The 25,835-nt window shown below is 33.1% G+C and carries 20 protein-coding genes and 1 tRNA gene; 8 read left to right on the top strand and 13 right to left on the bottom strand.

All coding sequences use genetic code 11. From position 1 onward, the window contains the following. Positions 1-15 precede the first annotated feature (15 nt). The 9 genes from Q4Q40_RS10910 to Q4Q40_RS10870 all read right to left on the bottom strand — a co-directional run bounded on the left by Q4Q40_RS10910 (position 16) and on the right by Q4Q40_RS10870 (position 6,951). A complete protein-coding gene (locus Q4Q40_RS10910; protein ID WP_303301825.1) occupies positions 16-1,290 on the bottom strand; it encodes a DUF5686 family C-terminal domain-containing protein in 1,275 nt (424 codons plus the stop codon). Between the two features lie 79 nt (positions 1,291-1,369). Then, positions 1,370-1,927, bottom strand: coding sequence for a ribosome recycling factor (gene frr, locus Q4Q40_RS10905; RefSeq protein ID WP_303301824.1), 558 nt, complete (start codon positions 1,925-1,927; stop codon positions 1,370-1,372). 149 nt (positions 1,928-2,076) lie between these two features. Next, the gene (pyrH, locus tag Q4Q40_RS10900) at positions 2,077-2,784 is read right to left on the bottom strand and encodes a UMP kinase (protein ID WP_303301823.1); all 708 of its coding nucleotides are present in this window, start codon (positions 2,782-2,784) and stop codon (positions 2,077-2,079) included. A gap of 458 nt (positions 2,785-3,242) precedes the next feature. Continuing rightward, positions 3,243-4,217: a translation elongation factor Ts gene (tsf, locus tag Q4Q40_RS10895; RefSeq protein ID WP_303301822.1), complete on the bottom strand. Its 975-nt coding sequence runs from the start codon at positions 4,215-4,217 to the stop codon at positions 3,243-3,245. Between the two features lie 86 nt (positions 4,218-4,303). After that, the gene (gene rpsB, locus Q4Q40_RS10890; RefSeq protein ID WP_303301821.1) at positions 4,304-5,110 is read right to left on the bottom strand and encodes a 30S ribosomal protein S2; all 807 of its coding nucleotides are present in this window, start codon (positions 5,108-5,110) and stop codon (positions 4,304-4,306) included. A gap of 213 nt (positions 5,111-5,323) precedes the next feature. Then, positions 5,324-5,710 (bottom strand): 30S ribosomal protein S9, encoded by a 387-nt coding sequence (gene rpsI, locus Q4Q40_RS10885; RefSeq protein WP_303301820.1) that lies wholly within the window; start codon positions 5,708-5,710, stop codon positions 5,324-5,326. After that, complete coding sequence (gene rplM / locus Q4Q40_RS10880; RefSeq protein ID WP_303301819.1) at positions 5,710-6,165, bottom strand: 50S ribosomal protein L13; 456 nt, start codon at positions 6,163-6,165, stop codon at positions 5,710-5,712. Before rplM ends, rpsI begins: the two co-directional genes overlap by 1 nt. 168 nt (positions 6,166-6,333) lie before the next feature. Then, positions 6,334-6,477 (bottom strand): hypothetical protein, encoded by a 144-nt coding sequence (locus tag Q4Q40_RS10875; RefSeq protein WP_303301818.1) that lies wholly within the window; start codon positions 6,475-6,477, stop codon positions 6,334-6,336. Positions 6,478-6,786: 309 nt separating this feature from the next. Further along, positions 6,787-6,951: a hypothetical protein gene (locus Q4Q40_RS10870; protein ID WP_303301817.1), complete on the bottom strand. Its 165-nt coding sequence runs from the start codon at positions 6,949-6,951 to the stop codon at positions 6,787-6,789. Positions 6,952-7,076: 125 nt separating this feature from the next. On the opposite strand from Q4Q40_RS10870, the gene Q4Q40_RS10865 reads away from it, so the two are divergent. The 4 genes from Q4Q40_RS10865 to Q4Q40_RS10850 all read left to right on the top strand — a co-directional run bounded on the left by Q4Q40_RS10865 (position 7,077) and on the right by Q4Q40_RS10850 (position 12,146). Continuing rightward, entirely contained in the window at positions 7,077-9,026 is a 1,950-nt protein-coding gene (locus tag Q4Q40_RS10865) for a YgiQ family radical SAM protein (RefSeq protein WP_303301816.1), read from the top strand. Between the two features lie 519 nt (positions 9,027-9,545). Then, positions 9,546-10,130: a YceI family protein gene (locus tag Q4Q40_RS10860; RefSeq protein ID WP_303301815.1), complete on the top strand. Its 585-nt coding sequence runs from the start codon at positions 9,546-9,548 to the stop codon at positions 10,128-10,130. A gap of 32 nt (positions 10,131-10,162) precedes the next feature. Next, positions 10,163-11,434 (top strand): hypothetical protein, encoded by a 1,272-nt coding sequence (locus tag Q4Q40_RS10855; protein WP_303301814.1) that lies wholly within the window; start codon positions 10,163-10,165, stop codon positions 11,432-11,434. A gap of 139 nt (positions 11,435-11,573) precedes the next feature. Next, positions 11,574-12,146 carry a YceI family protein gene (locus Q4Q40_RS10850; protein ID WP_303301813.1) on the top strand — a complete coding sequence of 191 codons (573 nt, stop codon included), beginning with the start codon at positions 11,574-11,576 and terminating at the stop codon, positions 12,144-12,146. 312 nt (positions 12,147-12,458) lie between these two features. Here Q4Q40_RS10850 and Q4Q40_RS10845 read toward each other — a convergent pair whose 3' ends face one another. Both Q4Q40_RS10845 and polA read right to left on the bottom strand, forming a co-directional pair. Further along, the gene (locus Q4Q40_RS10845; protein ID WP_303301812.1) at positions 12,459-12,824 is read right to left on the bottom strand and encodes an endonuclease domain-containing protein; all 366 of its coding nucleotides are present in this window, start codon (positions 12,822-12,824) and stop codon (positions 12,459-12,461) included. A 497-nt stretch (positions 12,825-13,321) separates the two neighbouring features. Next, a complete protein-coding gene (gene polA / locus Q4Q40_RS10840; RefSeq protein ID WP_303301811.1) occupies positions 13,322-16,162 on the bottom strand; it encodes a DNA polymerase I in 2,841 nt (946 codons plus the stop codon). Positions 16,163-16,339: 177 nt separating this feature from the next. On the opposite strand from polA, the gene Q4Q40_RS10835 reads away from it, so the two are divergent. Next, positions 16,340-17,575, top strand: a complete 1,236-nt coding sequence (locus Q4Q40_RS10835; protein WP_303301975.1) for a metallophosphoesterase — start codon at positions 16,340-16,342, stop codon at positions 17,573-17,575. 55 nt (positions 17,576-17,630) lie between these two features. Beyond that, complete coding sequence (locus Q4Q40_RS10830) at positions 17,631-17,927, top strand: thioredoxin family protein (protein WP_303301810.1); 297 nt, start codon at positions 17,631-17,633, stop codon at positions 17,925-17,927. On the opposite strand, the gene Q4Q40_RS10825 is transcribed toward Q4Q40_RS10830, so the two are convergent. Both Q4Q40_RS10825 and Q4Q40_RS10820 read right to left on the bottom strand, forming a co-directional pair. Then, positions 17,924-18,598 (bottom strand): polysaccharide deacetylase family protein, encoded by a 675-nt coding sequence (locus Q4Q40_RS10825; RefSeq protein ID WP_303301809.1) that lies wholly within the window; start codon positions 18,596-18,598, stop codon positions 17,924-17,926. The genes Q4Q40_RS10830 and Q4Q40_RS10825 overlap by 4 nt on opposite strands. Positions 18,599-18,824: 226 nt before the next feature. Further along, positions 18,825-22,139, bottom strand: coding sequence for a glycosyltransferase family 117 protein (locus Q4Q40_RS10820; RefSeq protein ID WP_303301808.1), 3,315 nt, complete (start codon positions 22,137-22,139; stop codon positions 18,825-18,827). A 238-nt stretch (positions 22,140-22,377) separates the two neighbouring features. On the opposite strand from Q4Q40_RS10820, the gene Q4Q40_RS10815 reads away from it, so the two are divergent. Both Q4Q40_RS10815 and Q4Q40_RS10810 read left to right on the top strand, forming a co-directional pair. Next, positions 22,378-22,450 (top strand) — tRNA-Gln (locus Q4Q40_RS10815). A gap of 297 nt (positions 22,451-22,747) precedes the next feature. Beyond that, positions 22,748-25,795: a choice-of-anchor I domain-containing protein gene (locus Q4Q40_RS10810; protein ID WP_303301807.1), complete on the top strand. Its 3,048-nt coding sequence runs from the start codon at positions 22,748-22,750 to the stop codon at positions 25,793-25,795. Positions 25,796-25,835: the final 40 nt, after the last annotated feature.

Below are 25,835 nucleotides of genomic sequence, written 5' to 3'. Positions count from 1 at the left end.
AAGAAGTATAACACTTTATAAAGAGACGTTAAATGTAAATTTAAAAGCAATATTATCACTAAATTCTGGTAAGTGGTAGAATCCGTATCGGTATGTGAAGCTTAAACCGAAGCCATAGAGGAATTTATTAATTTCAAACCCAGATTCTGTATAACCCTTTTTTAAAGACCCGAAAGTTACATTTTGATGTAATTCGGGTTTTTTTATGTCACCTATGGCATATCGGGTAATTAAGACGACTTGTGGTTTATAATGTTCTGAGATATTAAAAGGTTTTAAATAATGTTTTAATTGGACTGTAGTGAACTTATCTGAAAAGAATTCATTGAAATACATGGTTTCAAAGCTATTTAATCCAGCTACCGAAAAGCGTTGTAAAATGGCTTCTTTAGTAATGTTATTAGGGTAAGCGTGGTATAAATGTGTTAATGGGGTATTCCCATTTGTTATTCCTGAAACCAAAGTTATTTCGGAAAGGCCTTCATCTTCATTTCCAATTTTATAAATAGTTCTAAAATCTAATTTAGAAAAGTTAAAATCACTTTTAAAAACATTTTTAAAGCTTTTTGTGTATTGAAGTGTAAACTGTGGATAGCCTTTTTTAGTTTCTTTTAATTCATTTTTTATGGTTTCGAATTTACTAAAGGGATTCCACTGCAGTGATACTTTAGCGGTACTTAAATGAAAAGAGTTTACGATGATGTTATTGCTTAAAACATACCCATAGTTGTAAGTCGGGTCTATGTTGCTAACAGCGAATTCTGCTTCGGTAAATAATTTGGGGTTTAATTGATGTTCTAAATTTATAGATTTTGTGATAAGCTTGTGAAATAAATCTATGTTTAATAAACGGGGCTCAAAAAATTGAAAGAACCGACCATCTGTTAAAAATTTAGTGCTTCCTGTTTCTTGTAAATCATCCGTATAAGAAAGGTTTATCCAAGTATTTGTTTTTTTGTCTACTCTAAAACCACCCCCAGCACTATATTTGAAACGATGATCTCTAAAACCATATACGCCATAACCATTTAGACGGTATTTTTCTGAAAAGGCGTCATTAGTAACACCTCCTATACCAGTTCTTACACCTTCATATTGATTGTATTTAATTAAATACCTTAGATCGAAGTTAAAATATCTGGTAGGCATATAGCCGTTACCAAGATGTTTTATAAACTCTCTCTTTTTTATAGAATCTTGAGTGGGTTCTAAAAAGTTTTCTGACGAAGATTGTGCTTGTGCAAAAATTGCACAAATAAAAAAAAGTATGGGAGTAACGTGTTTTGACATTTAACAGTGAGGGAAACCGAAAAAATTATGAAAAGTAAAGTTTGGTACTGATCGTAACCTAAGTCTATTACTTTTTTAATTATACAGTCATGATTTCTTTTTCTTTTGCATCGAAAACATCCTCAATCTTTTTAACGTAAATGTCGGTCATTTGTTGCACATCAATTTCAGCATTCTTTTTTAAATCTTCCGATACATCGTCCAACTTTTTAATTTCGTTATTAGCATCTTTACGTGCTGTTCTTATACTAACTTTGGCATCTTCAGATTCGGCTTTTGCTTGTTTTGCTAAATCACGTCTGCGTTCCTCTGTTAATGGTGGTACATTAATAATTATAGTTTCACCATTATTCATTGGGTTAAATCCAAGATTGGCATAAGCAATACCGCGTTCTATTTCTTGTAGCATATTTTTTTCCCAAGGTTGTACCGTAATAGTTCTCCCATCTGGTGTATTTACATTGGCAACTTGACTTAATGGTGTTTGTGAACCATAGTAATCTACCATTACACTACCAAGCATAGCTGGACTTGCTTTTCCTGCTCTAATATTAACAAATTGCTTTTCTAAATGCTTTATCGCATTATTCATAGCCTCTTTTGTAGAATCTAATATAAATTGTATGTCTTCGTTCATTGTATCAAACTTTTTAGGTCAATATAAATAGTTATCTGTGCATATTCGTTCGTTATATAACATAACTTGTACAGATGTGATTCGTATTTTTAGTTTATTGGCTCAAAAACCAAATCTGATATATTTAATTTCAAAAATTAAGCCAAGATTTATAAATTGACTTCGGTACCAATTTTTTCGCCAGAAACAACTTTTAATAAATTACCTTTTTTATTCATATCGAAAACAATGATAGGTAATTCATTTTCTTGACTAAGCGTAAATGCCGTGGTATCCATTACTTTTAAACCTTTGCGTAAAACATCGTCAAAAGATATGAAATTAAATTTAATCGCGTTGTTATCTTTTTCAGGATCTGTATTGTAAATACCATCAACACGAGTGCCTTTTAAAATAACATCTGCTTCAATCTCTATAGCTCTTAAAACTGCAGCCGAATCTGTCGTAAAATAAGGATTTCCTGTACCTCCACCAAAAATAACAACACGTCCTTTTTCTAAATGACGCATGGCTTTTCTTCTAATAAAGGGTTCTGCTACTTCGTTAATTTGAATGGCTGTTTGTAAACGAGTTGGGATGTCTGCATCTTCTAAAGCACCTTGTAGCGCTAAACCATTTATAACGGTTGCTAACATACCCATATGGTCTCCTTGCACTCGATCCATGCCTTTACTAGCACCTGCGACGCCTCTAAAAATATTTCCACCTCCAATAACTATGGCAACCTGTACACCTTGGTCTGTAATGGTTTTTATGTCTTGAGCATATTCTGCTAATCGTTCTGGATCAATACCATATTGGCGGTCTCCCATTAATGCTTCACCAGATAATTTTAGTAGTATTCTTTTATATTTCATTTGTAATGAATGGTTTTTCGCTTTCGCAGAAAAATGAGTTGAGCAAAATTACATAATTTTTTTATTCTTAGGATTTATATGAATATTGAATTCAATATAAAATTTTGGATTGTTTGAACATTAATAGTACAGAGAAGAATTTTTGTGTAAAATAGGTTCATTGATTGTCCTCTTTCTGAATAAAAACAAGCATTTTTTAGATAGGTGTTTTGAATGGAATTTTGTCATCCAGAAGGAGGGACGACTGAAGAGTCTCTTAAATTTTGATGTTTTTGATTTTTAAATAAAAATTTTCCGTTTTACTTTTAATGATAGAGTTAATCCCTTTTTAGATTTCTTCTTTTTTCGCTAATTGTCGTTAGCGGCTATATTCCTTTAGCATTAATAAAAAAAACCACTATTCTAAAATTAGAATAATGGTTTAAATTTATAAGATTTCTGCTTTTGCAGGAATATATCTAGCCTAAAGAAGCACGTTTGAAATCTGTAATTTCAACCTCACCATAAGATGCTACATATTTAGCAACATTTAGCTTTTCATCTTTAATAAAGTTTTGATCTAATAAACATTTTTCTTGATCAAGTGTTGTATTGTCAGAAATAAAACGTTCCATTTTTCCTGGTAAAATTCTATCCCAGATTTGTTCTGGCTTACCTTCAGCTTTTAATTCCGCTTTAGCAGCTTCTTCAGCTTTAGCCAAAACTTCTGGCGTTAATTGTGCCATAGAAATAAACTGAGGTACATTTTTAAGTGTTTTACCTAAACGACCTAATTCGATATTGTCTTTTTCAATAACAGCAATTCTAGATTCTGTTTCTGAAGCAATGAATGCAGGATCGAAATCTTTATAAGATAATGTTGTTGCTCCCATAGAAGCTACTTGCATCGCTACATCTTTAACTAATATTTCGGCTTTGTCAACTTTAGAAGATAAACCTACCAATGCAGCAATTTTATTGATATGCACATAAGTTCCAACAAAAGGAGCTTCTAATTTTTCAAAAGCAGTGATATCTAGTTTTTCACCAATAACACCAGTTTGTTCAGTTAACTTTTCTGCAACTGTCATACCGCCAAAATCTGCAGCTAAAAACTCTTCTTTTGTATTATAGTTTAAAGCAACTTCAGCAAATTGATTTGCTAATGCTACAAAATTCTCGTTTTTACCAACAAAATCAGTTTCACAACCTAATACAATGGCCACACCTTGAGTTTGGTCTGCATTAATTTTAGAAATAGCAGCACCTTCAGAAGATTCTCTGTCAGCTCTTTTTTCAGCTACTTTTTGTCCTTTTTTACGTAATACTTCAATGGCTTTGTCAAAATCGCCTAGAGCTTCAACTAAAGCTTTTTTGCAATCCATCATACCTGCACCAGTTGCTTGTCTTAGCTTGTTTACTTCTGCTGCTGTAATTTTTACTGTAGATTCCATATTTTTTTATTTAAAAAAAAGTCGTTCAAATAATTTCAGCTAAGAAAAAAATTAAACGACTTATTTGTATTGTGTAATTGATTAATTTATTCTTCTTCTTCGGCTGCAACTATTTTAGCTGGAGCTTCCTTAGCAGGAGCCTCTTCTTTAGCTTTTGGAGCTTTAGCCGCAGGAGCTGTAGTCTCTTTAGCTGTAGCATCTTTTTCAGCTTTACGTTCTGCTAATCCTTCAGAAATAGCATCCGTTACGTGAGTTAAAATTTTATCAATCGATTTAGAAGCATCGTCATTTGCAGGGATTACATAATCAACTTGACGTGGGTCTGAGTTGGTATCTACCATTGCAAAAATAGGAATGTTTAATTTTTGTGCTTCTTTAATCGCGATATGCTCACGTTTAATATCTACAACAAATAAAGCGCCTGGTAAACGAGTCATATCATTAATAGAACCTAAGTTTTTTTCCAACTTAGCTCTTAAACGGTCTACTTGTAAACGCTCTTTTTTAGAAAGCGTCATAAACGTACCATCTTTCTTCATTCTATCAATAGAAGCCATTTTTTTAACAGCTTTTCTAATAGTAACAAAGTTTGTTAACATACCACCTGGCCATCTTTCTGTGATGTAAGGCATGTTAATAGAGCCCGCTTTTTCTGCTACGATATCTTTTGCTTGTTTTTTTGTTGCAACGAATAAAATTTTACGACCTGAATTAGCAATTTTGCTTAATGCAGCACCTGCTTCATCAATTTTAGCCGCTGTTTTATAAAGGTTGATAATATGGATGCCATTACGCTCCATATATACGTAAGGAGCCATGTTAGGATCCCACTTACGTGTAAGGTGACCGAAGTGTACACCTGCTTCAAGTAATTCTTTTACTTCTACTGCCATTTTGTAATAGTTTACGTTCTGTTGAATTAGCAATGATTAAGTGGTCATTTTTTAAATCGCCTTAATCATTTAGATGCTAAACTAAATCCTGTCTTTTGGACAAGGACAACAATAACTAGTTTATTTTTTTAAGCTGAAATTTTTTCAGCTTCTTTTAATTGTCTTGAAAATGGTTCTAATATCTGATATACAAATACTGAAACACGTTCAATATTAACGTTTAGAGAATTGGAATTTCTTACGCGCTTTCTTCTGACCGAATTTTTTACGCTCCACCATTCTTGGATCTCTAGTTAATAAACCTTCTGGTTTTAAAATTAATCTGTTCTCTGCATCAAGTTCGCACATAGCGCGAGATATTGCTAAACGAACAGCTTCTGCCTGACCTGTAATACCTCCTCCAAATACATTTACTGTAATATCAAAGTTGCTATCATTGTTAGTCATAACTAAAGGTTGTTTTACTTTATACTGTAATGTTGCAGTAGTAAAGTAAGACGTCATGTCTTTTTTATTAATCGTGATGTTCCCTTTTCCTGGGGCTACATACACACGAGCAACAGCCGTCTTTCTACGGCCAATTTTGTGAATTACTTCCATTATTTGAATTCGTTTAGGTTAATTGTTTTAGGTTTTTGAGCTTCATGAGTATGAGCTGAACCAACAACAACGTTTAAATTACGGAATAAATCTGCACCTAATTTGTTTTTAGGTAACATTCCTTTTACTGATTTTTCTACCACTCTTGCAGGGTCTTTCCCAAACAATTCTGTAGCAGTTAAACTTTTTTGACCACCTGGGTAACCTGTATGACGAATGTACGTTTTATCGTTCCATTTGTTTCCAGATAAGCTGATTTTTTCTGCATTGATAATAATAACATTATCTCCGCAATCAACATGTGGTGTGAAGTTTGGCTTGTGCTTACCTCTTAAAAGTTTTGCAACTTTAGAAGCGAGGCGACCAAGTGCTTGACCTTCAGCATCAACTAAAACCCACTGCTTATTTACAGTAGCTTTGTTGGCTGAAATCGTTTTGTAGCTTAATGTATCCACACTAATTAATTTTTATTTATTAAACATTCCTCTCTCGAAAAGAGTTTGCAAATTTACGATTATATATTTGATTACCAAACAGTGAAGAGAGATAATTTTACGTAAATTTTAATGTGTTAAATTGATAAATAAAATATAAGCTGAATGCTAGGTTTTAATTAGCTATTATTAAGGTGTGTAAACTTCTGGATTTGGATAAAATGCAGCTATAGAAAACCAATAAGTCATAACAGATTTTACACCTATAAAGTGTTTCTCCTGTTCTGGGATTTTTAATAGCTTTTCCGAAAATAGACCATGTGTTTCCTTCATCGTCTTTAAAGAAAATTTCTGAGCTACTAAAATCATAATTGAACGTGAGACTTTCGTCTTTATCAGATAAATTAAATCTTCATTACCTACAATTAAATAATTTGTACCGTTAAAAGATACGCTGGAGAAGTGTAAGTGTCTTAAGAAAAGTAAACTGATCTGAAAAGCTTAATAAAGCTTGAAATTCATTACCAAATTTGTATGTTGAATTAATTACCCAGAAAATCATTATCTGTTCCTGTGCTTCTATATAGAAAATACAGAATCTTGTGTTGTCATTTAGAGTTTCAGTTCCAGAGTTTAATGTGTTTAAATTGTGTAATCGTAATTTAAACCTATTTGAATTGTGCCTTTTTCAGATAGTGGTAAGCTAATGTTGTTTGATAATGGAATCCACCCTGAGCAACATGTTTGAGCATCAATTTGAGTGTAAGCCAAAATGAATATAGTGAAAAAAAGTTCTTTGGAATTCATGGCAAATCTTTTAAGCAATATATATGGTGTCGTTAAAAAAGCTTAGCCTTACTAATTTTAACATTGGTAATGATTCGTTTAAGGATTCTGTTTAAGAGTCAATTTTTGTCTATTTTTGCAACGTTATGCAAGAATTAAAACTTTCAGATTGGTTACCTACCACAAATAAAGAGGTTAAAATACGCAGTTGGGAAGAGCTAGACGTGATTTTATTTAGTGGTGATGCTTATGTAGATCACCCATCGTTTGGACCTGCAGTAATTGGTCGTATTTTAGAGAGTTATGGTTTGCGTGTTGCTGTGGTGCCACAGCCCAATGTTAACGACAATCTTCAAGATTTTGTAAAGCTAGGTGCTCCAAAATTATTTTTTGGAGTTACTGGTGGTTGTATGGATCCTATGATTAGTAACTATAATGCTAATAAAAAACGTCGAGATAAAGATGCCTATACACCCAATGGAGATATTGGATTCAGACCAGATTATGCGACTACCGTTTATTCTAAAATTTTAAAAGAAAAATGGCCTGATGTTCCTGTTTTAATTGGAGGGATTGAAGCGTCGTTGCGTCGTGTAACGCATTACGATTATTGGAGTGATATGTTGATGCCAACTATTTTAGAAAGTTCTAAAGCAGATATGTTGGTTTATGGTATGGGCGAACAGCCTTTGCGTGAGGTGGTGCGTTTGTTACAAAAAGGGGTGCCTTTTAGTAGTATTACAACTATAAAACAAACGGCAGTTCTATTAAACAAAGATGCCAAAGTACCTAAGAATAGTAATTGGGAAGATGTTGAAATAGCTTCGCATGACATTTGTTTAAAGGATAAGAAAAAATATGCTTCGAACTTTAAAGTGATAGAGCAAGAGTCTAATAAATTGGCTGCACGACGAATTTTTCAGAAAGTGGGGGACAAAACCCTGATGATTAATCCGCCGTATCCTACCATGACAGAAGATGAGATTGATGCGTCTTTTGATTTACCGTATACACGATTACCACATCCAAAATATAATAAACGTGGGCCAATTCCTGCGTTCGAAATGATTAAGTTTTCCATTAACATACATCGTGGGTGTTTTGGGGGCTGTAGTTTTTGTACTATTTCGGCACATCAAGGAAAGTTTATTGCATCTCGTAGTCAGGAGTCTGTATTGCGAGAAGTCGATACTGTGGCAAATATGCCAGACTTTAAGGGGTATTTATCTGATATTGGCGGTCCAAGTGCGAACATGTACAAAATGAAAGGGAAGGTTCAGGCTATATGTGATAAGTGTGTAGCGCCTTCGTGTATTTCGCCTGTTATTTGCAGTAACTTAGATACCTCTCATAAACCATTAACCGAGTTATACCAAGCAGTCGATAGTCATCCGAAAGTTAAAAAATCGTTTATTGGTAGTGGTATTCGGCATGATATGCTAGTACCTGAATTCAATAAAAATGCCGACCCAAAAGAATTAGATGATTATACTGAAGAAGTGATGACTAAGCATGTGTCTGGGAGACTTAAAGTAGCACCAGAACATACTAGCGATCCCGTTTTAAAATTGATGCGCAAACCATCGTTTACTTATTTTCATAAGTTTAAAGAGCGTTTCGATAAGATTAATATTAAAAAAGGGTTGAAGTTGCAATTGATTCCTTATTTTATTTCTAACCATCCCGCGTGTGAAGTTGAAGATATGGCGAATTTAGCTGCCGAAACTAAAGACATGGGTTTTCAATTGGAACAAGTACAGGGGTTTACACCAACACCTATGACGGTGGCTACCGTAATTTATTATAGTGGATATCATCCTTACACGCTTAAAAAGGTAAACACACCCATAACCCGTAAAGAAAAAGACGAGCAGCATCGTTTTTTCTTTTGGTATAAAGATGAAAACAAAGCTTGGATTAAAAAGACTTTAAATAAATTGGGGCGTCATGATTTATTAAAAGTATTACTTCCAGAAAACGACAAGTGGCGTAAAAATAAACCTAGAGGAGAAGCGAAGCATACATTTGATGATGCTATTCCTTTTAATCGACGTAAAAATAAGACTAAGTTTAGGAGTAAGAAGAAGCGTAGGTGATTTTTAAGCTTTTGATTACTTTCCTAAGGGGCTTTAGAGTTTCTTTTAGGGAATTATTTTTTTAAACAATACCATTAATTTCTTCATTTTATTTATTAAAAAGTATTCAATAACTAGATTTTTAAGTTTATTCAATTTTTAACAAGCTTGCTTAGTTATTTATCTATAATAAAATGTCAATCATAAAAATGATGGTCTTCATCTTACTGATTCTGATAGATTAAAGCTGTTCGTTTGCTTTTTTTATTAAGTGATACTTCTTAAATTTTATGATTTACATCTTTGTCATCCATACCTGTTATTTACGGTTAGAGTAAGTTCTTGATTTTTAGTAATCAGAAAGTTTTTTCTTTTAAAAATCAACATTTTATTTAAGGAACTCTTCGCAATATGTATCGGAGGTGATTTACTTCTAAACTCCGATTATTTTTAGGATTGCCTCATATTATATTATGATAAAAATCATAGTTTTCGATTCAATTTGGACAGAGATTTGTAGCATAATTAAAAAATATAGTCATGAAAATATTCAAAGAAACAAGGAAAAAATATTTAAGTTTAATAGTGCTTTTTGTCATAACCGCAAATGTAATTCAGGCGCAAGAATTTAATTTAATAAATAGCGAATCATCTTTAACGGTTTCAGGAACATCAAGTATACATGATTGGGATATATCAGCCGAAAAGCAAGATGGAAAAATAAGTTTTAAAGATGTTAAAACTTGCCAAGTAGAAAAAATCACCATAAACATAGTGGCAGAGAGCTTGAAAAGTGGAAAATCCTCAATGGATAAGAACACTTATAAAGCCTTAAAAACAGATCACAATAAAACCATTTCATTTCAATTAATTGAAGTTAAAAACATTGTCAGTAAAGAGGACGGTGTGTTTTTAGTAAGCACGCTGGGTGACTTAACTATTTCTGGAGTAAAAAAAACTATCACATTAGATTTTACCGCGAGTATCATCAAATCTAAGATAACGTTAACTGGTGAGAGAAAAATTAAAATGACAGATTTTAATATAAGCCCACCAAAAGCCCTATTAGGCACAATTACTACTGGGGATGATGTAACAATTAAATTTTCAACAGTATTTAAATAAATTAAATAATAAACAGTTAAAAAATAGAAGTTATGAAATCAATTTTAAAAAAATCATTATTATTAGTAATCCTATTTATCGGATTTAGTTTTTATGCACAGAACAGAGATCTAGATAATTATAGGCAACCAGATCAAAGAGGGGTTAATGTATTCGAGAGTCCAAAAGCAAAAGATACAGTCTCAAATTTTAATGGTGTACAAGTAAGACTAGGTGGAGCCTCCACACTCCAGTTTCAAGCTTTAGACAATGAGAATTCTGGTGCCATTCCTTTGTTAGAAGTAGGTAGTAATTTTAATTTAGCAACAGCTAATTTAGATTTAGATGTGGTACTTTATGATGGTGTGAGAATGCATTTAAGAACTTATTTGTCTTCTAGACATCACAACGAACCTTATGTTAAAGGGGGATATTTCCAAATAGATAAGCTAGATTTTATTAGTGAAGGCTTTATGGAAGGTCTCATGAAACATACTACCATTAAAATTGGACACATGGAAAACAACTATGGAGATGCCCATTTTAGAAGAAGTGATAACGCTCAAACCATTCACAACCCATTTGTGGGAAACTTAATTATGGATTCATTTACAACAGAAGTTGGAGCCGAGTTTTATTATCGTAATAATGGATTTTTAGGTATGGTTGGATTTTCTAATGGTAAATTAAACCAAAATGTAGAAGAGTCCAATGGCACAACAGGAGGAGGTGCTTTTTTAGCAAAATTAGGGTATGACAAACAAATAAATGATGATTTTAGATTTAGGTTAACAGGCTCTTTATACAATACAGGTTATGCAAAAAGTGTTTATTTGTATAGTGCAGATAGAGCAGGTTCTAGATATTACGATATTATGCAAGATGCAGATGCCGCTAGTGATAATTTTAGATCAGGGCGTTTTAATCCAAGTTTTAATAATAAAATTACTGCTATTATGGTTAACCCTTTTATCAAATACAAAGGAGTTGAAATATTTGGAACTGCAGAGATAAGCTCTGGAAGAAGTTTAAGTGAAGTTGATAGGAGAGAAGCAAAACAATTTGCGGGTGAGATTATATATAGATTTGGTAAAACAGAAAACTTATATTTAGGCAGCCGATACAATACAGTAAGTGCTGAGTTAACGAGTGGTGATGATATAAATATTAATAGATTTCAATTAGGTGCTGGTTGGTTTATGACCAAAAACATCTTGATGAAGGCAGAATATGTAGTTCAAGAATACAAAGATTATCCTACTGGAGACCTTTTGGAAGATGGTGAATTTAATGGGTTTATGTTAGAAGCGGCTATAAGTTTCTAAAGACTAATTAAAAAAATAAATGTGAAATTAAGTCTAAAAGTAGCATTATTGAGTTACTAATTTAATTAATAGTGCAAATACTTTTAGACTTGATTTTTATATTTGATAACACAAAAAGTATATTGGTTAAAAAAAGAATATGAAAAAAGTATTGTTTTTTATTTTTATCTTCACAATGTTGGCTTTTTCAAGTTTAGGGGGTATCTCTGTAATAATTACACCTAGTAGCCAACTTGTTATTAAGGGAAAAACCAATGTTAATAGTTTTAAGTGCCAATACAATATCTTGAAACTAAATAAACCAATCCCTGTTTTTTTTAAGAGGGATAAAGAAAAAATTATTTTTAATAAAACAACTTTAGTATTAGAAAATACTGATTTTGATTGTGGTGGAAGAGGGATAAATGCTGATTTTCAAAAGCTTTTAAAATCTGAAACACATCCACAAATATATATTAAATTAAAAGAGATAAGTAAAGATCCCAAAGATGAAAATCTTGTAAATGCACTATTAGATTTAGATCTGGCAGGAGTTACAAAATCTTATGTAATTCCAGTAGAATTAGAAGGTGAAGATATATTAATTGTTAAAGGGGTGCTGAGTTTAAATATTCGAGATTTTAATTTAGAACCACCTAAAAAAGCCTTGGGATTGATAGTGGTTGAAGATCTTATTGAAATCGATTTTCAATTGAAGGTTAAAGAGTATTAATTTAGTTTTAGATAAAAAGACACTATCCTTTTGGATAAATTAATATTCAATATTTATTAAAAGTATTACTTCATGCTGCTGCTATTCCTTTTAACCAGCGTAAAAACAAGACTAAGTTTAAATCTGAGAAGAAACGGAGGTAGTAATACCCCTGTAATCCCCTTGAGTAGGCAATCTAAATCATGAAACCTAAATACAAACTAAAGTTATTAATATAGTAATAATATTTGAGCTGCGTACATAGATATGCCGTTATAATTGTCCCCTTGAGGGGACTTTAGGGGTGTATTGTACAGAATTAGTTTTTTATAATTATTCCATCAATTCTTTTACAGTCTCTTCAATAACCAATAAAATACTGAACATATTTTTCTTGACTTCTTCATTTGAAAATCTCAAAAATTTAACATCATAAACTTCTAATTCTCCTTGCCTTTTAGCATCGTATAAAAAACTATGGTCATGACTATTATCATCAATTTCAATAGCTAAACCAATTTCATGACAATAAAAATCAACAATATAATTAAGCATAGGAACTTGTCTGTGAAATTGAACACCGTAAGCACGTTGCTTAATATTCTGCCATAACAAAACTTCGGGTAAAGTGCTGTTTTTTCGAAGCTGTCTTGCGAGTTGTTTTAATTTAGGGTTGTATGGGATTACTTTATTTCTCATGGTTTACATTTTGTACTCTGACACCCCTAAAGTCCCCTCTAGGGGACAATCCTCAAATTAAACTTAGGAACTAATATCCTCTTGAGGGGATTATAGAGGTGTTTTTCAGTTTAAATTTAAAACAACATTATTCGTTACTAGTCCACTAAGGTAAGTTTACTTTTCTTACTTTTAATAAAAATAATAATGAATACAATTTTAATCATACTTGTTTTTGCTGTTTTAGTTTTCACAGTTTGAAATATAAATATGAATTCATTGTTGCAGTTTTTTCAATAATTGTTGCTGTTAGGAGATTATTAGGTTATCATTCAATTGATAGAGCTAAGGAAGAAATTAAAAAAGAATTATCAAGTGAGCTAAAACCTTTAAATTTTTTAATTAAGGAGTAGACGTATTTAATATCAATACTGAAAGTTTTCAAGTTAGGGTCACTTTTGGTTATGGGAATGAAAGAAAAACTTATTTCAATGTAATGATAATTGAAAATAAATAATTTAATGTGCCTCTAACCAATTATCACCAATATCTAAATCAACATCTAAAGGAACTTCGAGTTTATAAGCATTTTCCATTTCGGTTTTAACGAGAGATTTGATAGTTTCTAATTCGGGTTTATACACATCGAAAACCAATTCATCATGCACTTGTAAAAGCATTTTAGTTTTATAATTTCCAGAAGATAGCTTATTATAAATATTAATCATAGCTATCTTAATAATATCGGCAGCACTTCCTTGTATGGGTGCATTTACGGCATTACGCTCGGCAGCACCTCGAACAACAGCATTACGGGAATTTATGTCTTTTAAATAGCGGCGACGTCCTAAAACGGTTTGTACATAACCATTATCACGAGCAAAATCAACTTGTTCGCTAATAAAGCTTCTAAGTTTAGGGTAGGTTTCATAATACGTATCGATGAGCTCTTTAGATTCGCTTCGCGATAAATCTGTTTGATTACTTAATCCAAAGGCAGAAACGCCATAAATAATACCAAAATTGACTGTTTTAGCATTACTACGTTGTTCGCGAGTCACTTCATTTAAAGGCACATTAAATACTTTTGAAGCTGTAGATGCGTGAATATCTTCTCCGTTTTTAAATGCAGAAATCATAGTTTCTTCCTCGCTTAAAGCAGCAATAATACGAAGTTCTATTTGAGAATAATCGGCAGCTAAAAGGGTGTAATTTTCGCTTCGCGGAATAAAAGCCTTTCTTACCTGTCTACCACGCTCGGTACGAATAGGAATATTTTGAAGATTAGGATTGTTACTGCTTAACCGTCCTGTAGCTGCAACAGTTTGCATATAATCGGTGTGTACACGACCTGTTGACTCTTCAACCTGACTTGGTAAAGCATCCACATAGGTGCTTTTAAGTTTAGCCAAACCTCTATAATCTAAAATATTTTGAATAATATCATGCTCTTTTGCTAAATAGGATAGAATATCTTCGGAGGTTGCATATTGACCTGTTTTGGTTTTCTTAGGTTTGTCTACAAGTTTTAATTTTTCAAAAAGTATAATCCCAAGTTGCTTTGGTGATGCTATATTGAATTCCTCACCAGCGACCTCATAAATTTTAGTTTCTAATGAAGTAATATCTTTGTTTAATTCTTCCGAAAGAGAATTCAAGAAATTTTTATCTAAATTGATGCCTTCTAATTCCATAGCAGCCAGTACACGAAGTAATGGGACTTCAATATCATCGAAGAGTTTTTGAGTATTGGCTTCGCCTAACTCTTTTTCAAAATGTTCTTTTAATTGAAGTGTAATATCAGAATCTTCAACCGCGTATTCGGTTTGTTTTTCTAAAGGAACTTCACGCATCGATAATTGGTTTTTTCCCTTTTTCCCAATAAGCGATTCAATAGAAATTGGTGTGTAATTCAAATATGTTTCCGCTAGCACATCCATATTATGTCGCATATCTGGGTTTATGAGATAATGTGCCAACATGGTATCAAATAATTTACCTCTAACTTCAATATGGTATTTACCCAGAACTTTAATATCATATTTTAAATTCTGACCTATTTTCTGAATCGTTTCACTTTCAAAAAACGGACGTAATTGTTCAATAAGTGCTTGTGCTTCTGTTTTATCTTCAGGAAATGGTAAATAAAAGCCTTTACCAACTTCCCATGAAAAAGCAATACCAACTAGTTCTGCGGTAATAGGATTTAATCCTGTAGTTTCAGTATCAAAACACACCGAAGTTTGATTCATTAAATTTTTAATGAAGAGTTTTGTGGCGATTCCAGAATCGACACTTTGGTAAAAATGAGAGGTGGTTTCGGCTGTTTTTCGAGTATATTCTGTTTCAGTTTCGGTATTTGTAGCAGTTGAAGGATCGCCTCCAAATAAAGAAAACTGACCTGCCCCTGCAGAGGCTTGTTCTTTTGGTGTCGCTTTTGTAGTTGATGAGGCGTCAGTTTGCAGTGCTTCACTACTGGTAGCAAATGTTTTATTAAAATTATCAATTAAACGTCTAAATTCTAATTCTTGAAAAATTTCACTCACCTTAGGAATATCTGGTTGAGACATTTCAAAATCTTTCTCATTAAATGCAACAGGAACATCTAGCATGATAGTGGCCAGTTTTTTTGAAAGGATTCCTAAGTCGCCATTCGCTTCAATCTTCTCTTTCATTTTACCTTTAAGCTCATGCGTGTTTGCTAAAAGATTCTCCATACTACCATATTGCGCTAAAAACTTTTTAGCTGTTTTTTCTCCAACGCCAGGAAGCCCAGGGATATTATCACTAGAATCTCCCATCATTCCTAAAAAGTCGATGACTTGCAAGGGATCTGTAACTTCAAATTTCTTTTGAACTTCTGGAATGCCCCAAGTTTCGTAACCGCCTCCAAAAACAGGACGGTACATAAAAATGTTTTCAGAAACCAATTGAGCAAAATCTTTATCAGGTGTTACCATAAAGGTTTTATAACCTTCTTTTTCGGCTTGTTTAGAAAGTGTTCCAATAACATCATCAGCTTCATAACCTTCCTTAACCATAATAGGAATATGCATGGCTTCAAGTATGCTATAAATGTATGGAATAGCAATTTTAATAGCCTCGGGAGTTGCGTCCCTATTCGCTTTATATTCTTTATACATTTCAACACGATCGGTACTCCCTCCTTTATCAAAACACACCGCTAAATGATCGGGACGTTCACGCTTAATAACATCTAAAAGCGAATTCATAAATCCTAAAATAGCAGAGGTGTCTGTGCCTTTAGAGTTAATTCTCGGGTTTTTAATAAAGGCATAATAACCACGAAATATTAAAGCATAGGCATCGACTAAAAAAAGACGTTTTTGATCTGACATGTTATTTGTTTTGAAAGAAAACCAAAACTACGAAAAGTAAATCGTAAAATAAATTTAAATATATAAGTGATTATTTATTTTTAGAAATTAGAATATATTAATTCTTAACCATAAGTTAAATATAGTGTATTAAAGAAGTATTACTTTAGAATACTATTATATTTGGTAAAAAAGAATATGCTTCGTTGGATTATTTTTCTTGTCATTTTTGGGATTGCAGATATTTATGCTTTTCAAGCATTTAAAACAGTTTCAAAAAATAATTGGATTCAAATATCCTATTGGCTTATTACAGTTATAGTAATTGGCAATTTTGTATTTCATTATTATGGTTTTAATAGAAGTGATGGTTTTTCTCATGGGCATGCATACGCTTTCGGGCTTTTTATAGCCTTGCTGGTGCCAAAAATGGTTTTGCTGGCTGTGATGATTGGTGAGGATATTTTTAGGGTGCCACAAGCGGTTTTCAGGTATTTTACAGAAGGAGACACAGCCAAAGGGAATTATTTTGCATCTAGAAGACAATTTATAAGTAAGCTTGCGCTGGGTATTGCAGCTATTCCATTGGCTTCCATTATTTATGGTATCTATAGAGGGAAATACAATTATAAAGTATTAAAATATACACTTCATTTTGAAGATTTACCAGATGCTTTTAATGGGTATAAACTTACTCAAATTAGCGATATTCATTCTGGGAGTTTCGATAATATGGATAAGGTTAATTATGCTGTAGATTTAATAAATGAGCAGCAAAGTGATGTGATATTGTTTACTGGTGATATAGTAAATAATAAAGCCGAAGAATTAGTGCCTTACAAAAATGTTTTTGGTAAACTAAAGGCGAAAGACGGTTTGTTTTCTGTACTAGGAAATCATGATTATGGAGATTATGTTAAATGGGAGTCTGAAGACGCAAAAAAGCAAAACTTAGAAGATTTAAAAAGCCTTCAAAGAGAAATAGGATTTGATCTATTGTTGAATGAAAGTAGATACTTAGAAAAAAATGGAGAGCGTATTGCTTTGATTGGTGTTGAAAACTGGGGAGCAGGAGGATTTAAAACGGCAGGCGATTTAGAGAAAGCTTCAAGTACTATTAATAAAAATGACTTTAAGATTTTAATGAGTCACGATCCGTCACATTGGGAAAAAAAGGTGATTCAAGATGATTATCATTATCATTTAACACTAAGTGGACATACTCATGGTATGCAGTTTGGTATTGAAATACCTGGATGGTTTAAATGGAGCCCTGTGAAATGGCGCTATAAATATTGGGCAGGTATTTATGAAGAGTTGGGGCAGTATATAAATGTAAATAGAGGTTTTGGGTATTTAGCATTTCCTGGGCGTGTTGGAATATGGCCAGAAATAACAGTTATAGAACTTAAAAAGGGCTCACATAATGCATAATTGCTAAGAAATGCTATATTTGTATAAGCACGTTTGACTAATAAACAATTAAAGTATGTCAAAATTTGGGGAACTAATAGATGTGGAAATTCCTGTTTTGTTGGATTTTTATACAGAATGGAATGATCAATCAACAGCCATGCATCTTGTTTTAAGAGATGTTGCTGCCGCATTAGGTGATAGAGCTAAGGTTATAAAGATTGATGTTGAAAAGAATGAAGAACTTGCCGAAGCTTTAAGAGTAAAAACCTTGCCAACGCTTATTATTTATAAGGACGGTGAGATGAAATGGCGTCAAAGTGGAGAACAGGATGCTAATACACTTATAGGTATTATTCAGCAGTACGCTTAGTCTTTTATAGCTTTAAAGGTGTATCCTTTCTTGCTGAAAAATTCCAATGTTTTCGGTAAAGTATACAGCATGTTTTTTGAAGCCTTTACGCTATCATGAAATACAATAATACTACCGTTTGTTGCTTTACTAGTAACATTGTTTAAACAAGTCTCCTTGCTAACGTTATTCTGCCAGTCAAAAGACAATACATCCCACATTATTATTTTGTACCCCAATGTTATTAGCTTTCTCCCTTGTTTAGGTGTTATTTGCCCATGAGGTGGACGGAATAGATTAACGACTGATGATTGATGGTTGACGATTTTAGAATTACTATTTGAAATTTGATCATTAATGATTCTTTGTGTTTCTTCAACATTCTTCAAATAGTCTTCGCTTTTAGTTCGCCACCCCTTAACATGATTGTAAGTATGGTTCCCGATACTATGCCCGTCATCTAAAATGTTTTGAAAGATGTCAGGATGTTTTTTTATGTTATTTCCAATACAAAAAAAAGTGGCTTTTGCGTTATATTCTTTTAAAGTATTTAGCGTCCAATTAGTAATTTCTGGTGTTGGACCATCATCGAACGTTAGGTATATAACTTTATCCGTAGTCGGAATATCCCAAACATAGTTTGGGAATATTTTTTTTACAAGTAAAGGTGTCTTTATAGGTATTAAGGTCATGCCTTGTACTAATTAATCGAAAAGAATTCCCCGAGGCTTTGCCTTGGGGTTTTCGTTGAAATTGTTATTCCGTGCCTGTGCTGAACTTGTTTCAGTAAAAACGCGAATCTAAATACAGAATTTTGGTTTTTGACCTTTTTAGGTCAAAATGAAACCAGCGAAATATAGCTCTGCCTCGAGCCTGCCTGCCAGCAAAGGCAGGAATAGTTGGGTTTCAAGAAATTCTTTATTTAGTACTATCTATTTTTAAACCACTACTATCTGTTGCTGGAATATCTTTATCAACTTTTGGTGCTAGTGTTTCTTCTGGTTGATCACCATAAAAATGTCTAAATGATTTTAAGAAATTGTTAAACGTTTGGCCTTCTGTTTCGGCAAACTCGATATCATATTGTATTAAAACATCTACCAATCCTTTGTAGCGTTGAATATCTGTGTAAATATCTTCGAATAAATGTTCTTGATGATCCGTTTTTAAACTACTGTAATAGCTTAAGCTTTCTTGATATTTGTTAGCGACATCCTTAAACAGACGTTGCGCTTTTTCTTTATTACCAACTTCATAATAGGCATTAATATAAGGTTCCAATAGCGTATAGTATCCAAAATATTCAACAGGCATGTTGTTCATGGCTAGATCTGCAATCTCTTCAGCCTTATCCAGCTTTTCTTCATTAATTAGTTTTTCAATAAGTCTAGCCAAATTGCCTCTATAAGTTATAGAGTTTTTACGAGTTTCAACATCATGGTAAATATCTGGGCTTCCACTATTACCCCAATCCCATTTTTTTACTTTCTCATACATAAGATCTGTATCTACGCGTCCCATGTCAAATGGGTTGGCTCTATCTACAGCTGTTTTAATAGGCACTAGTTTATAACACATACCATCAAGCTGTAGGTAATCTTTCATCCAGATGTAATCATCATCACCAAAACTACCTCCTGTAAAATATATAGGACGTTTCCATTCGTTATTGGCAACGACATCTAACATAAGTAATCTATTCTTATAAAGTGCTCCTCCTTTAATGTTTAAATCAATATGAGATACTATTTTACCAGCATCTTCTGGTTTTACAATACCTGAATTTAGGGCATTCTGTTTGTTTACAGGAAGGCGTAAAAACTCGGTGGGCATATAGGTGGCATTTAAATCTTGACTTCTAACTTGGGTAAGATCTACACCTTGTTTTTCTAAAACATGCTTGTATTTTGTTTTAGGATTGTTACTCGCTACAAAATCTAAAAATTGTTTTATCTCTAAAGTGTCTTTAATAACGGGCTGTATTATGATATAGTCGTTTGTACCGTATTTGTATAAATCATGAGTTAGTTGAGAAGGTATAGGGTCACTTGCATAAGCCTTACGTTTCATTTGGTCTATATACCAATCGGTTTGAAATAAACTTGTATTTACCACTCTTACATCGGTTCTATAGCCTTCAATTTCTTGAGCATACCAAAGGGCAAAAGTATCATTATCTCCAATGGTGAATAAAATACCATTTTCTGCACAAGAGTCTAAATACATTCTTGCCATTGCTCTGGCAGTGTATTTATCCGATCTATCATGGTCATCCCAATTGTTGGCGGCCAAAATACCTGGAACTAATATTAGACAAGCTATTGTGATTATTGGTGCTGCTAATTTTTTTGGTATATATTCTTTTAACGTATCAAAAATGGCGTAAACTCCAAAACCAATCCAAAGTGCAAACACATAAAAAGAGCCTACAACTGAGTAGTCACGTTCACGAGGTTCAAAAGGCCGTACATTGGTGTATACTTGAATGGCTATTCCAGTAAAAAGGAAAAACACAAGCATAGTCCAAAACAACTTTTTATTTTTATTAAACAAAAAGAAAAAACCAATAATCCCTAAAATAAGAGGTAAAAGATAATAAGTATTTCTCGCTTTATTGTTTTTAACATCACTTGGTAAATTGTCTTGCGAGAAACCTAAAAGGAATTCATCCAAAGGTTTTATACCAGTAATCCAATTGCCATGATTATCATAGCGTCCTTGAATATCGTCTTGTCTTCCTGAAAAATTCCACATAAAATAACGCCAGTACATGTATCCTAACTGGTACTCAAACATGTAGGCGATATTACTCCCTAGTGAAGGTTTTTCAATATCTATATAGCTTTTAAAACGTTTTAAGAAATTATTATAATCTTCATAATCAACATTGCCTTGAGCGACATTGTTTTTAAAATCTGAAACAGTCGTCCGTAATTGGTTTTCCATTTGATAATCGGGCTTTAACTTAAAGTTTAAAAACCCAGAAAACATCATGTAATTTTCGGCATGTTCGGCACTCCACATACGAGGTAAAATAGAAGCGTGTTTAGAGTTGTAATTTTGCTTTGCGTCCTCATAATCGTTTACAACAACATATTCACCTTTTGTTTCGTCCTTTTCGTATTTAGGCTTATCATCTATATAAGGATTGTTGTCATCAAGATAAGCGTATTGATCTGTAAATTGAGGCCCGTAAAATAAATGCGTTTCGGGATATTGCTCTAAATTATAATAAGCTAGTAACTCTCTGGCACTTGATGGATTGTTCTCGTTAATAACCACATTAGCATTAGCACGAATTGGTAACATCAGCCATGTAGAAAATCCAATAATTACAAAGGTTAAACAAAGGATTCCTGTGTTTAAATGAACAAAGTTTTTTTGTCTGGTATAACGCAATGCATAGTATATAACAGTCACTAATAAGATGCCTGCAATTATAGAACCTGAATTGAAAGGCAATCCAATAGTATTCACAAAAAAGATTTCGAAAACACTAAAAATTTTGAGAATATTTGGTGCTAAAAGTTTAAAAATAAATAATAAAACAGCTACTGAAACAACGTTGGCTATAATAAAGTTTTTAGCCGTAATAGTCTTGTAGTTTTTAAAATAATAAACCAGGCCAATAGCGGGAATAGTAAGGAGTCCCATAAAGTGGACTCCAAAAGATAACCCAATAACAAAAGCAATTAAAATGAGCCAACGATTACCGCGGGGTTTATCCATGTCTTGCTCCCAACGTAACCCTAACCAAAACAATACAGCCATAATCAAGGTTGCCATAGCATATACTTCGGTCTCAACAGCATTAAACCAAAAAGAATCTGTAAAAGTAAATGCTAAACTGCCAACTAGACCACTTCCTAGAATAGCCATAGATTGATTTTTATTAAGATCGTTAGTATTACCAACAAGTTTTTTTAGTAACAAAGTAATCGTCCAAAACATAAACAAGATGGTGAATGCACTGGATACAGCACTCATCATATTCATCATCCAACCAATTTGTGAAGGCTCTAAAGCAAAAATTGAGAAGAATGCACCAAGCATTTGAAATAATGGTGCTCCTGGCGGATGTCCTACTTGTAATTTAGAGGATGTTAAAATATATTCGCCTGCATCCCAGAAGCTTACGGTAGGTTCGACCGTTAAAGTATAGGTTATAAGAGCTATTAAAAAAGAGAACCAGCCTAAAAGAGTATTCCATTTTTTAAAGTTAAAATGTGCCATATATATCGTGTTTGTTTGCTTTGGCGAATTTAATAATAAATATGAGATGGAACATAACTATTTAGTTAGTCTTAACATAAAAGGTTGATGCCAAATAGTATTAGACATAAAAATAGTGTTAATAGAACTCATGATATTCCAAATGTTTTTAAGGAAACGTTAATTATTCGAAATTATTTTTCATAAAATGCTTGTACAAATAAAACTTTGTGTTATTTTTGCACCCTCAATTGCATATTGGCCTATGGTGTAACTGGCAACACGTTGGTTTTTGGTACCAAAGAGTCTAGGTTCGAGCCCTAGTAGGCCAACATAATTGTAAAATCCTAATCATTAATTTGATTGGGATTTTTTGTTTTCGTTAAAATAGGTCAGTTTCAAAAGTTTTTACAAAGATGTTTTAGTAAAAAAATAGATTGAAATAATAATATTTTAATCATGTTTTTTTGATATGAGAACTTTATTAATATCAACTTAACATTCTTAATACTTGGATAGCAATAAATACATATTAAAAGTAAATATTTTACAACAACATAATTATTGAGTAATATTAAATATATTTTTAAATGATTCCTTTAAAGGATTAATTAATCCTATTTAAAGACATGAAAAAAATTACTCTTATTGCTGGTTTACTAGCACTCACTTTTACGACGGTTAAAAGTCAAAATCCTCTCCAACACTTAGCGACTTATAATACAAATGAAGAAGGCTCTGCTGAGACTGTTGCTCATGATGTAATAAATCAACACGTCTTTTTTACAAACTCTGCAACCAATAGTTTTACTATTGTAGATATTAGCACACCTGCAACGCCAACTTTGGTTAAAACAGTAGATTTGTCAACGTATGGAGCTGGGCCTAATTCAGTCGCAATACACGGAAGTATTGTTGCTGTAGCAGTAGAATCTGATCCAAAACAAGAACCTGGAAAAGTCGTGTTTTTTGATTTAGATGGTGTTTATTTAAACCATGTTGTAGCTGGTGCGTTACCAGATATGTTAACATTTACACCAGATGGAGCAAAGCTTTTGGTAGCTAATGAAGGAGAGCCTTCAGATGATTATACTAACGATCCAGAGGGAAGCATTACAGTAGTAGATTTAAGTTCGGGTGTTATGTCTGCGACACCAAGTACCATTGATTTTAATGGGTACGATGCTAAAAAAGTAGCACTGCAAAACAAGGGCATTCGTATTTTTGGAAATAGTGGTACAGCTAGTGTTTCTGAAGATTTAGAACCAGAGTTTGTAACAGTTACCGAAGACGGATCAAAAGCATATATTAGCTGTCAGGAAAACAATGCGTTAGTTGTTGTTGATTTAACAAATAATACGATTCTAGATATTTTACCATTAGGTTTTAAAAACCATCTTTTGGGAACACCTACCGTAACAAGCTATACTATAAATGAGTTAGTTGCTAATTGGCCAGAACTTGGAGCGCCAGTTTACGATGGTGGTCAAGCGCCAGTATTATTAGGTGGGTTTTCTGGGCTTTTTTATGATGAAGCTAACTCAACCGCTACCGATTATGTTTTCTATGCTGTCCCAGATAGAGGTCCTAACGGAAGCACTGTTGGTAAATTGGATGTCACACCAGCTGCAGCACAAAATTTAAGACCATTTAAGTTGCCAGACTATCAAGGCAGAATAGCAAAATTTACATTAAACAAAACAACAGGTAGTGTTACTTTAAACGATCAAATCTTATTAACCAGAAAAGACGGTACAACACCTATTACTGGAAAAGGTAATATCCCTGGGTTTGATGAGGTTCCAGTAACGTTTACAGATGCTACAACTGCTTATGCGAATGCTGATTATGTTGATGGATCATCAGAAGAATACCATGCATTACCTTACGATGCATATGGAGGTGATTTTGAAGGTGTTATAATTGATAAAAATGGTGGCTTTTGGATGTGTGATGAGTACAGACCTGCCATATATCAGTTTGATTCTAATGGGAAATTAATAGAACGTTATGTGCCATCTGGAACATCGTTATTAGGAACAACACCACAAGCGGAAGGCACTTATGGAAAAGAAACGTTACCTGAGATATATTCTAAAAGAAGAGCGAATAGAGGTTTTGAGGCTATTGCCTACGATGATGTGAATCATATTATATATGCATTTATTCAATCGCCAATAGAGAATCCGTCAAGTACGGTTAGGAATAACTCTGATGTTATTAGAATCTTAGGTATTAGTTGTGATACGGGAGTTCCAGTAGAAGAATATGTGTATTTATTAGAAAGAAATAAAGATGCTGGTTATGCTTCATCAAGAGTAGATAAAATGGGCGATGCTGTTTATGCAGGAGATGGTAAGTTTTTGGTTATAGAAAGAGATTCAGAAGGGCCAACCGTTTCTACAGGGAAAAAATATGTTTTCGAAATAGATATTAACTTTGCTACCAATATTTTAAATACAACCATAACAGGCGGCAAAGAACTGGAAGAGTTAACAGCCGATGAAATAGCAGCTCAAAACATTCAGGCAGTCCATAAAACAAAAGTACTTAACTTACCATCAGTAGGATATCAGGGGTCAGATAAAGCAGAAGGCATCGCGTTACTACCAAATAATGAAATTGCTGTAATAAACGATAATGATTTTGGTTTAGCTGGAGCAGGAATTACAGATTCCAGTGTATTGGGAATTATTTCTTTTGCAAACGATTATGGTTTCGATGCATCTAACAAAGATGATGCTATCAATATTACACAGCACCCTACTTTGGGGGTGTTTATGCCAGATGCTATTACTTCCTATGAAGTAAATGGCGTAAATTATATCGTAACAGCAAATGAGGGTGATTCCAGAGATTATGATGGGTATTCGGAAGAAGAACGTGTTAAGGATTTAACATTAAACACAGCATATTATCCAGATGCTGTAACGCTTCAGGAAGATGAAGATCTTGGCAGGCTAAAAACAACAACAGCTACGGGTGATTATAATAATGATGGAACGATCGAACAAATTTATTCTTACGGAGCTAGATCTTTTTCAATTTTTGATGAGTATGGTAATTTGGTGTTTGATAGTGCTGATGATTTTGGACAGAAAATAGCCTTAGAAGAGCCTACATTGTTTAATGAAGATGAAGGAGGATTAGATGACAGATCTGATGATAAAGGTGGTGAGCCAGAAGCATTGGCTGTTGGTACTATTGATGGTGTAACATATGCCTTTATTGGTTTAGAAAGACAAAGCACTATATTGATGTACGATATCACAGATCCTACAGATGTAGAGTTTATTACTTACTACAAGTATAACAGAACAACAGGAGATACAGCACCAGAAATTATAAAATTTGTTTCGGCAGCCGATAGCCCTAACTCGAAAAATTTACTTTTAGTAGGTTATGAAGTAAGTGGCTCATTGGGAATTATACAGATAGACGACGCCTCATTGAGTATTAGTGAGGAAGTTGCTAAAAATAACTTTAAAATTTACCCAACAATAGTTGAGGCTAACTTAAGGTTTAATAAAACACTGTCTGGGATTATTTATAATGTTAGTGGTCAGGAGGTGAAAAGGTTTGAGGAAGAGAGTCATTTAAATGTTTCTGGATTAACTTCTGGAATCTATATTATAAAAACAAAAACGTATGGCGTAAAGCGTTTTGTTAAATTATAGAAATCACATTAAACTTATTTTTTTAAGTAAAATGGGTTTT

Source organism: Flavivirga jejuensis (assembly GCF_030540765.1).
GTDB classification, from domain to species: Bacteria; Bacteroidota; Bacteroidia; order Flavobacteriales; family Flavobacteriaceae; genus Flavivirga; species Flavivirga jejuensis.
Note: the sequence above shows the minus strand (reverse complement) of the source record. Positions and strands in the feature narration are given on the sequence as shown.

What these genes read in the sequence shown, in the direction of transcription:
- Q4Q40_RS10860 (WP_303301815.1), top strand. Translation starts at nt 9,546, where the DNA reads ATGAAAATATTCAAAGAAACAAGGAAAAAATATTTAAGTTTAATAGTG.
- rpsI (WP_303301820.1), bottom strand. Translation starts at nt 5,710, where the DNA reads ATGGAAGTAATTCACAAAATTGGCCGTAGAAAGACGGCTGTTGCTCGT.
- Q4Q40_RS10875 (WP_303301818.1), bottom strand. Translation starts at nt 6,477, where the DNA reads ATGAAGGAAACACATGGTCTATTTTCGGAAAAGCTATTAAAAATCCCA.
- Q4Q40_RS10825 (WP_303301809.1), bottom strand. Translation starts at nt 18,598, where the DNA reads ATGACCTTAATACCTATAAAGACACCTTTACTTGTAAAAAAAATATTC.
- Q4Q40_RS10835 (WP_303301975.1), top strand. Translation starts at nt 16,340, where the DNA reads ATGCTTCGTTGGATTATTTTTCTTGTCATTTTTGGGATTGCAGATATT.
- tsf (WP_303301822.1), bottom strand. Translation starts at nt 4,217, where the DNA reads ATGGAATCTACAGTAAAAATTACAGCAGCAGAAGTAAACAAGCTAAGA.
- polA (WP_303301811.1), bottom strand. Translation starts at nt 16,162, where the DNA reads ATGTCAGATCAAAAACGTCTTTTTTTAGTCGATGCCTATGCTTTAATA.
- Q4Q40_RS10910 (WP_303301825.1), bottom strand. Translation starts at nt 1,290, where the DNA reads ATGTCAAAACACGTTACTCCCATACTTTTTTTTATTTGTGCAATTTTT.
- Q4Q40_RS10810 (WP_303301807.1), top strand. Translation starts at nt 22,748, where the DNA reads ATGAAAAAAATTACTCTTATTGCTGGTTTACTAGCACTCACTTTTACG.
- pyrH (WP_303301823.1), bottom strand. Translation starts at nt 2,784, where the DNA reads ATGAAATATAAAAGAATACTACTAAAATTATCTGGTGAAGCATTAATG.
- Q4Q40_RS10870 (WP_303301817.1), bottom strand. Translation starts at nt 6,951, where the DNA reads ATGAATTCCAAAGAACTTTTTTTCACTATATTCATTTTGGCTTACACT.
- frr (WP_303301824.1), bottom strand. Translation starts at nt 1,927, where the DNA reads ATGAACGAAGACATACAATTTATATTAGATTCTACAAAAGAGGCTATG.
- rpsB (WP_303301821.1), bottom strand. Translation starts at nt 5,110, where the DNA reads ATGGCAGTAGAAGTAAAAGAATTACTTGAAGCAGGTGTACACTTCGGT.
- Q4Q40_RS10845 (WP_303301812.1), bottom strand. Translation starts at nt 12,824, where the DNA reads ATGAGAAATAAAGTAATCCCATACAACCCTAAATTAAAACAACTCGCA.
- Q4Q40_RS10865 (WP_303301816.1), top strand. Translation starts at nt 7,077, where the DNA reads ATGCAAGAATTAAAACTTTCAGATTGGTTACCTACCACAAATAAAGAG.
- Q4Q40_RS10850 (WP_303301813.1), top strand. Translation starts at nt 11,574, where the DNA reads ATGAAAAAAGTATTGTTTTTTATTTTTATCTTCACAATGTTGGCTTTT.
- Q4Q40_RS10830 (WP_303301810.1), top strand. Translation starts at nt 17,631, where the DNA reads ATGTCAAAATTTGGGGAACTAATAGATGTGGAAATTCCTGTTTTGTTG.
- Q4Q40_RS10820 (WP_303301808.1), bottom strand. Translation starts at nt 22,139, where the DNA reads ATGGCACATTTTAACTTTAAAAAATGGAATACTCTTTTAGGCTGGTTC.
- Q4Q40_RS10855 (WP_303301814.1), top strand. Translation starts at nt 10,163, where the DNA reads ATGAAATCAATTTTAAAAAAATCATTATTATTAGTAATCCTATTTATC.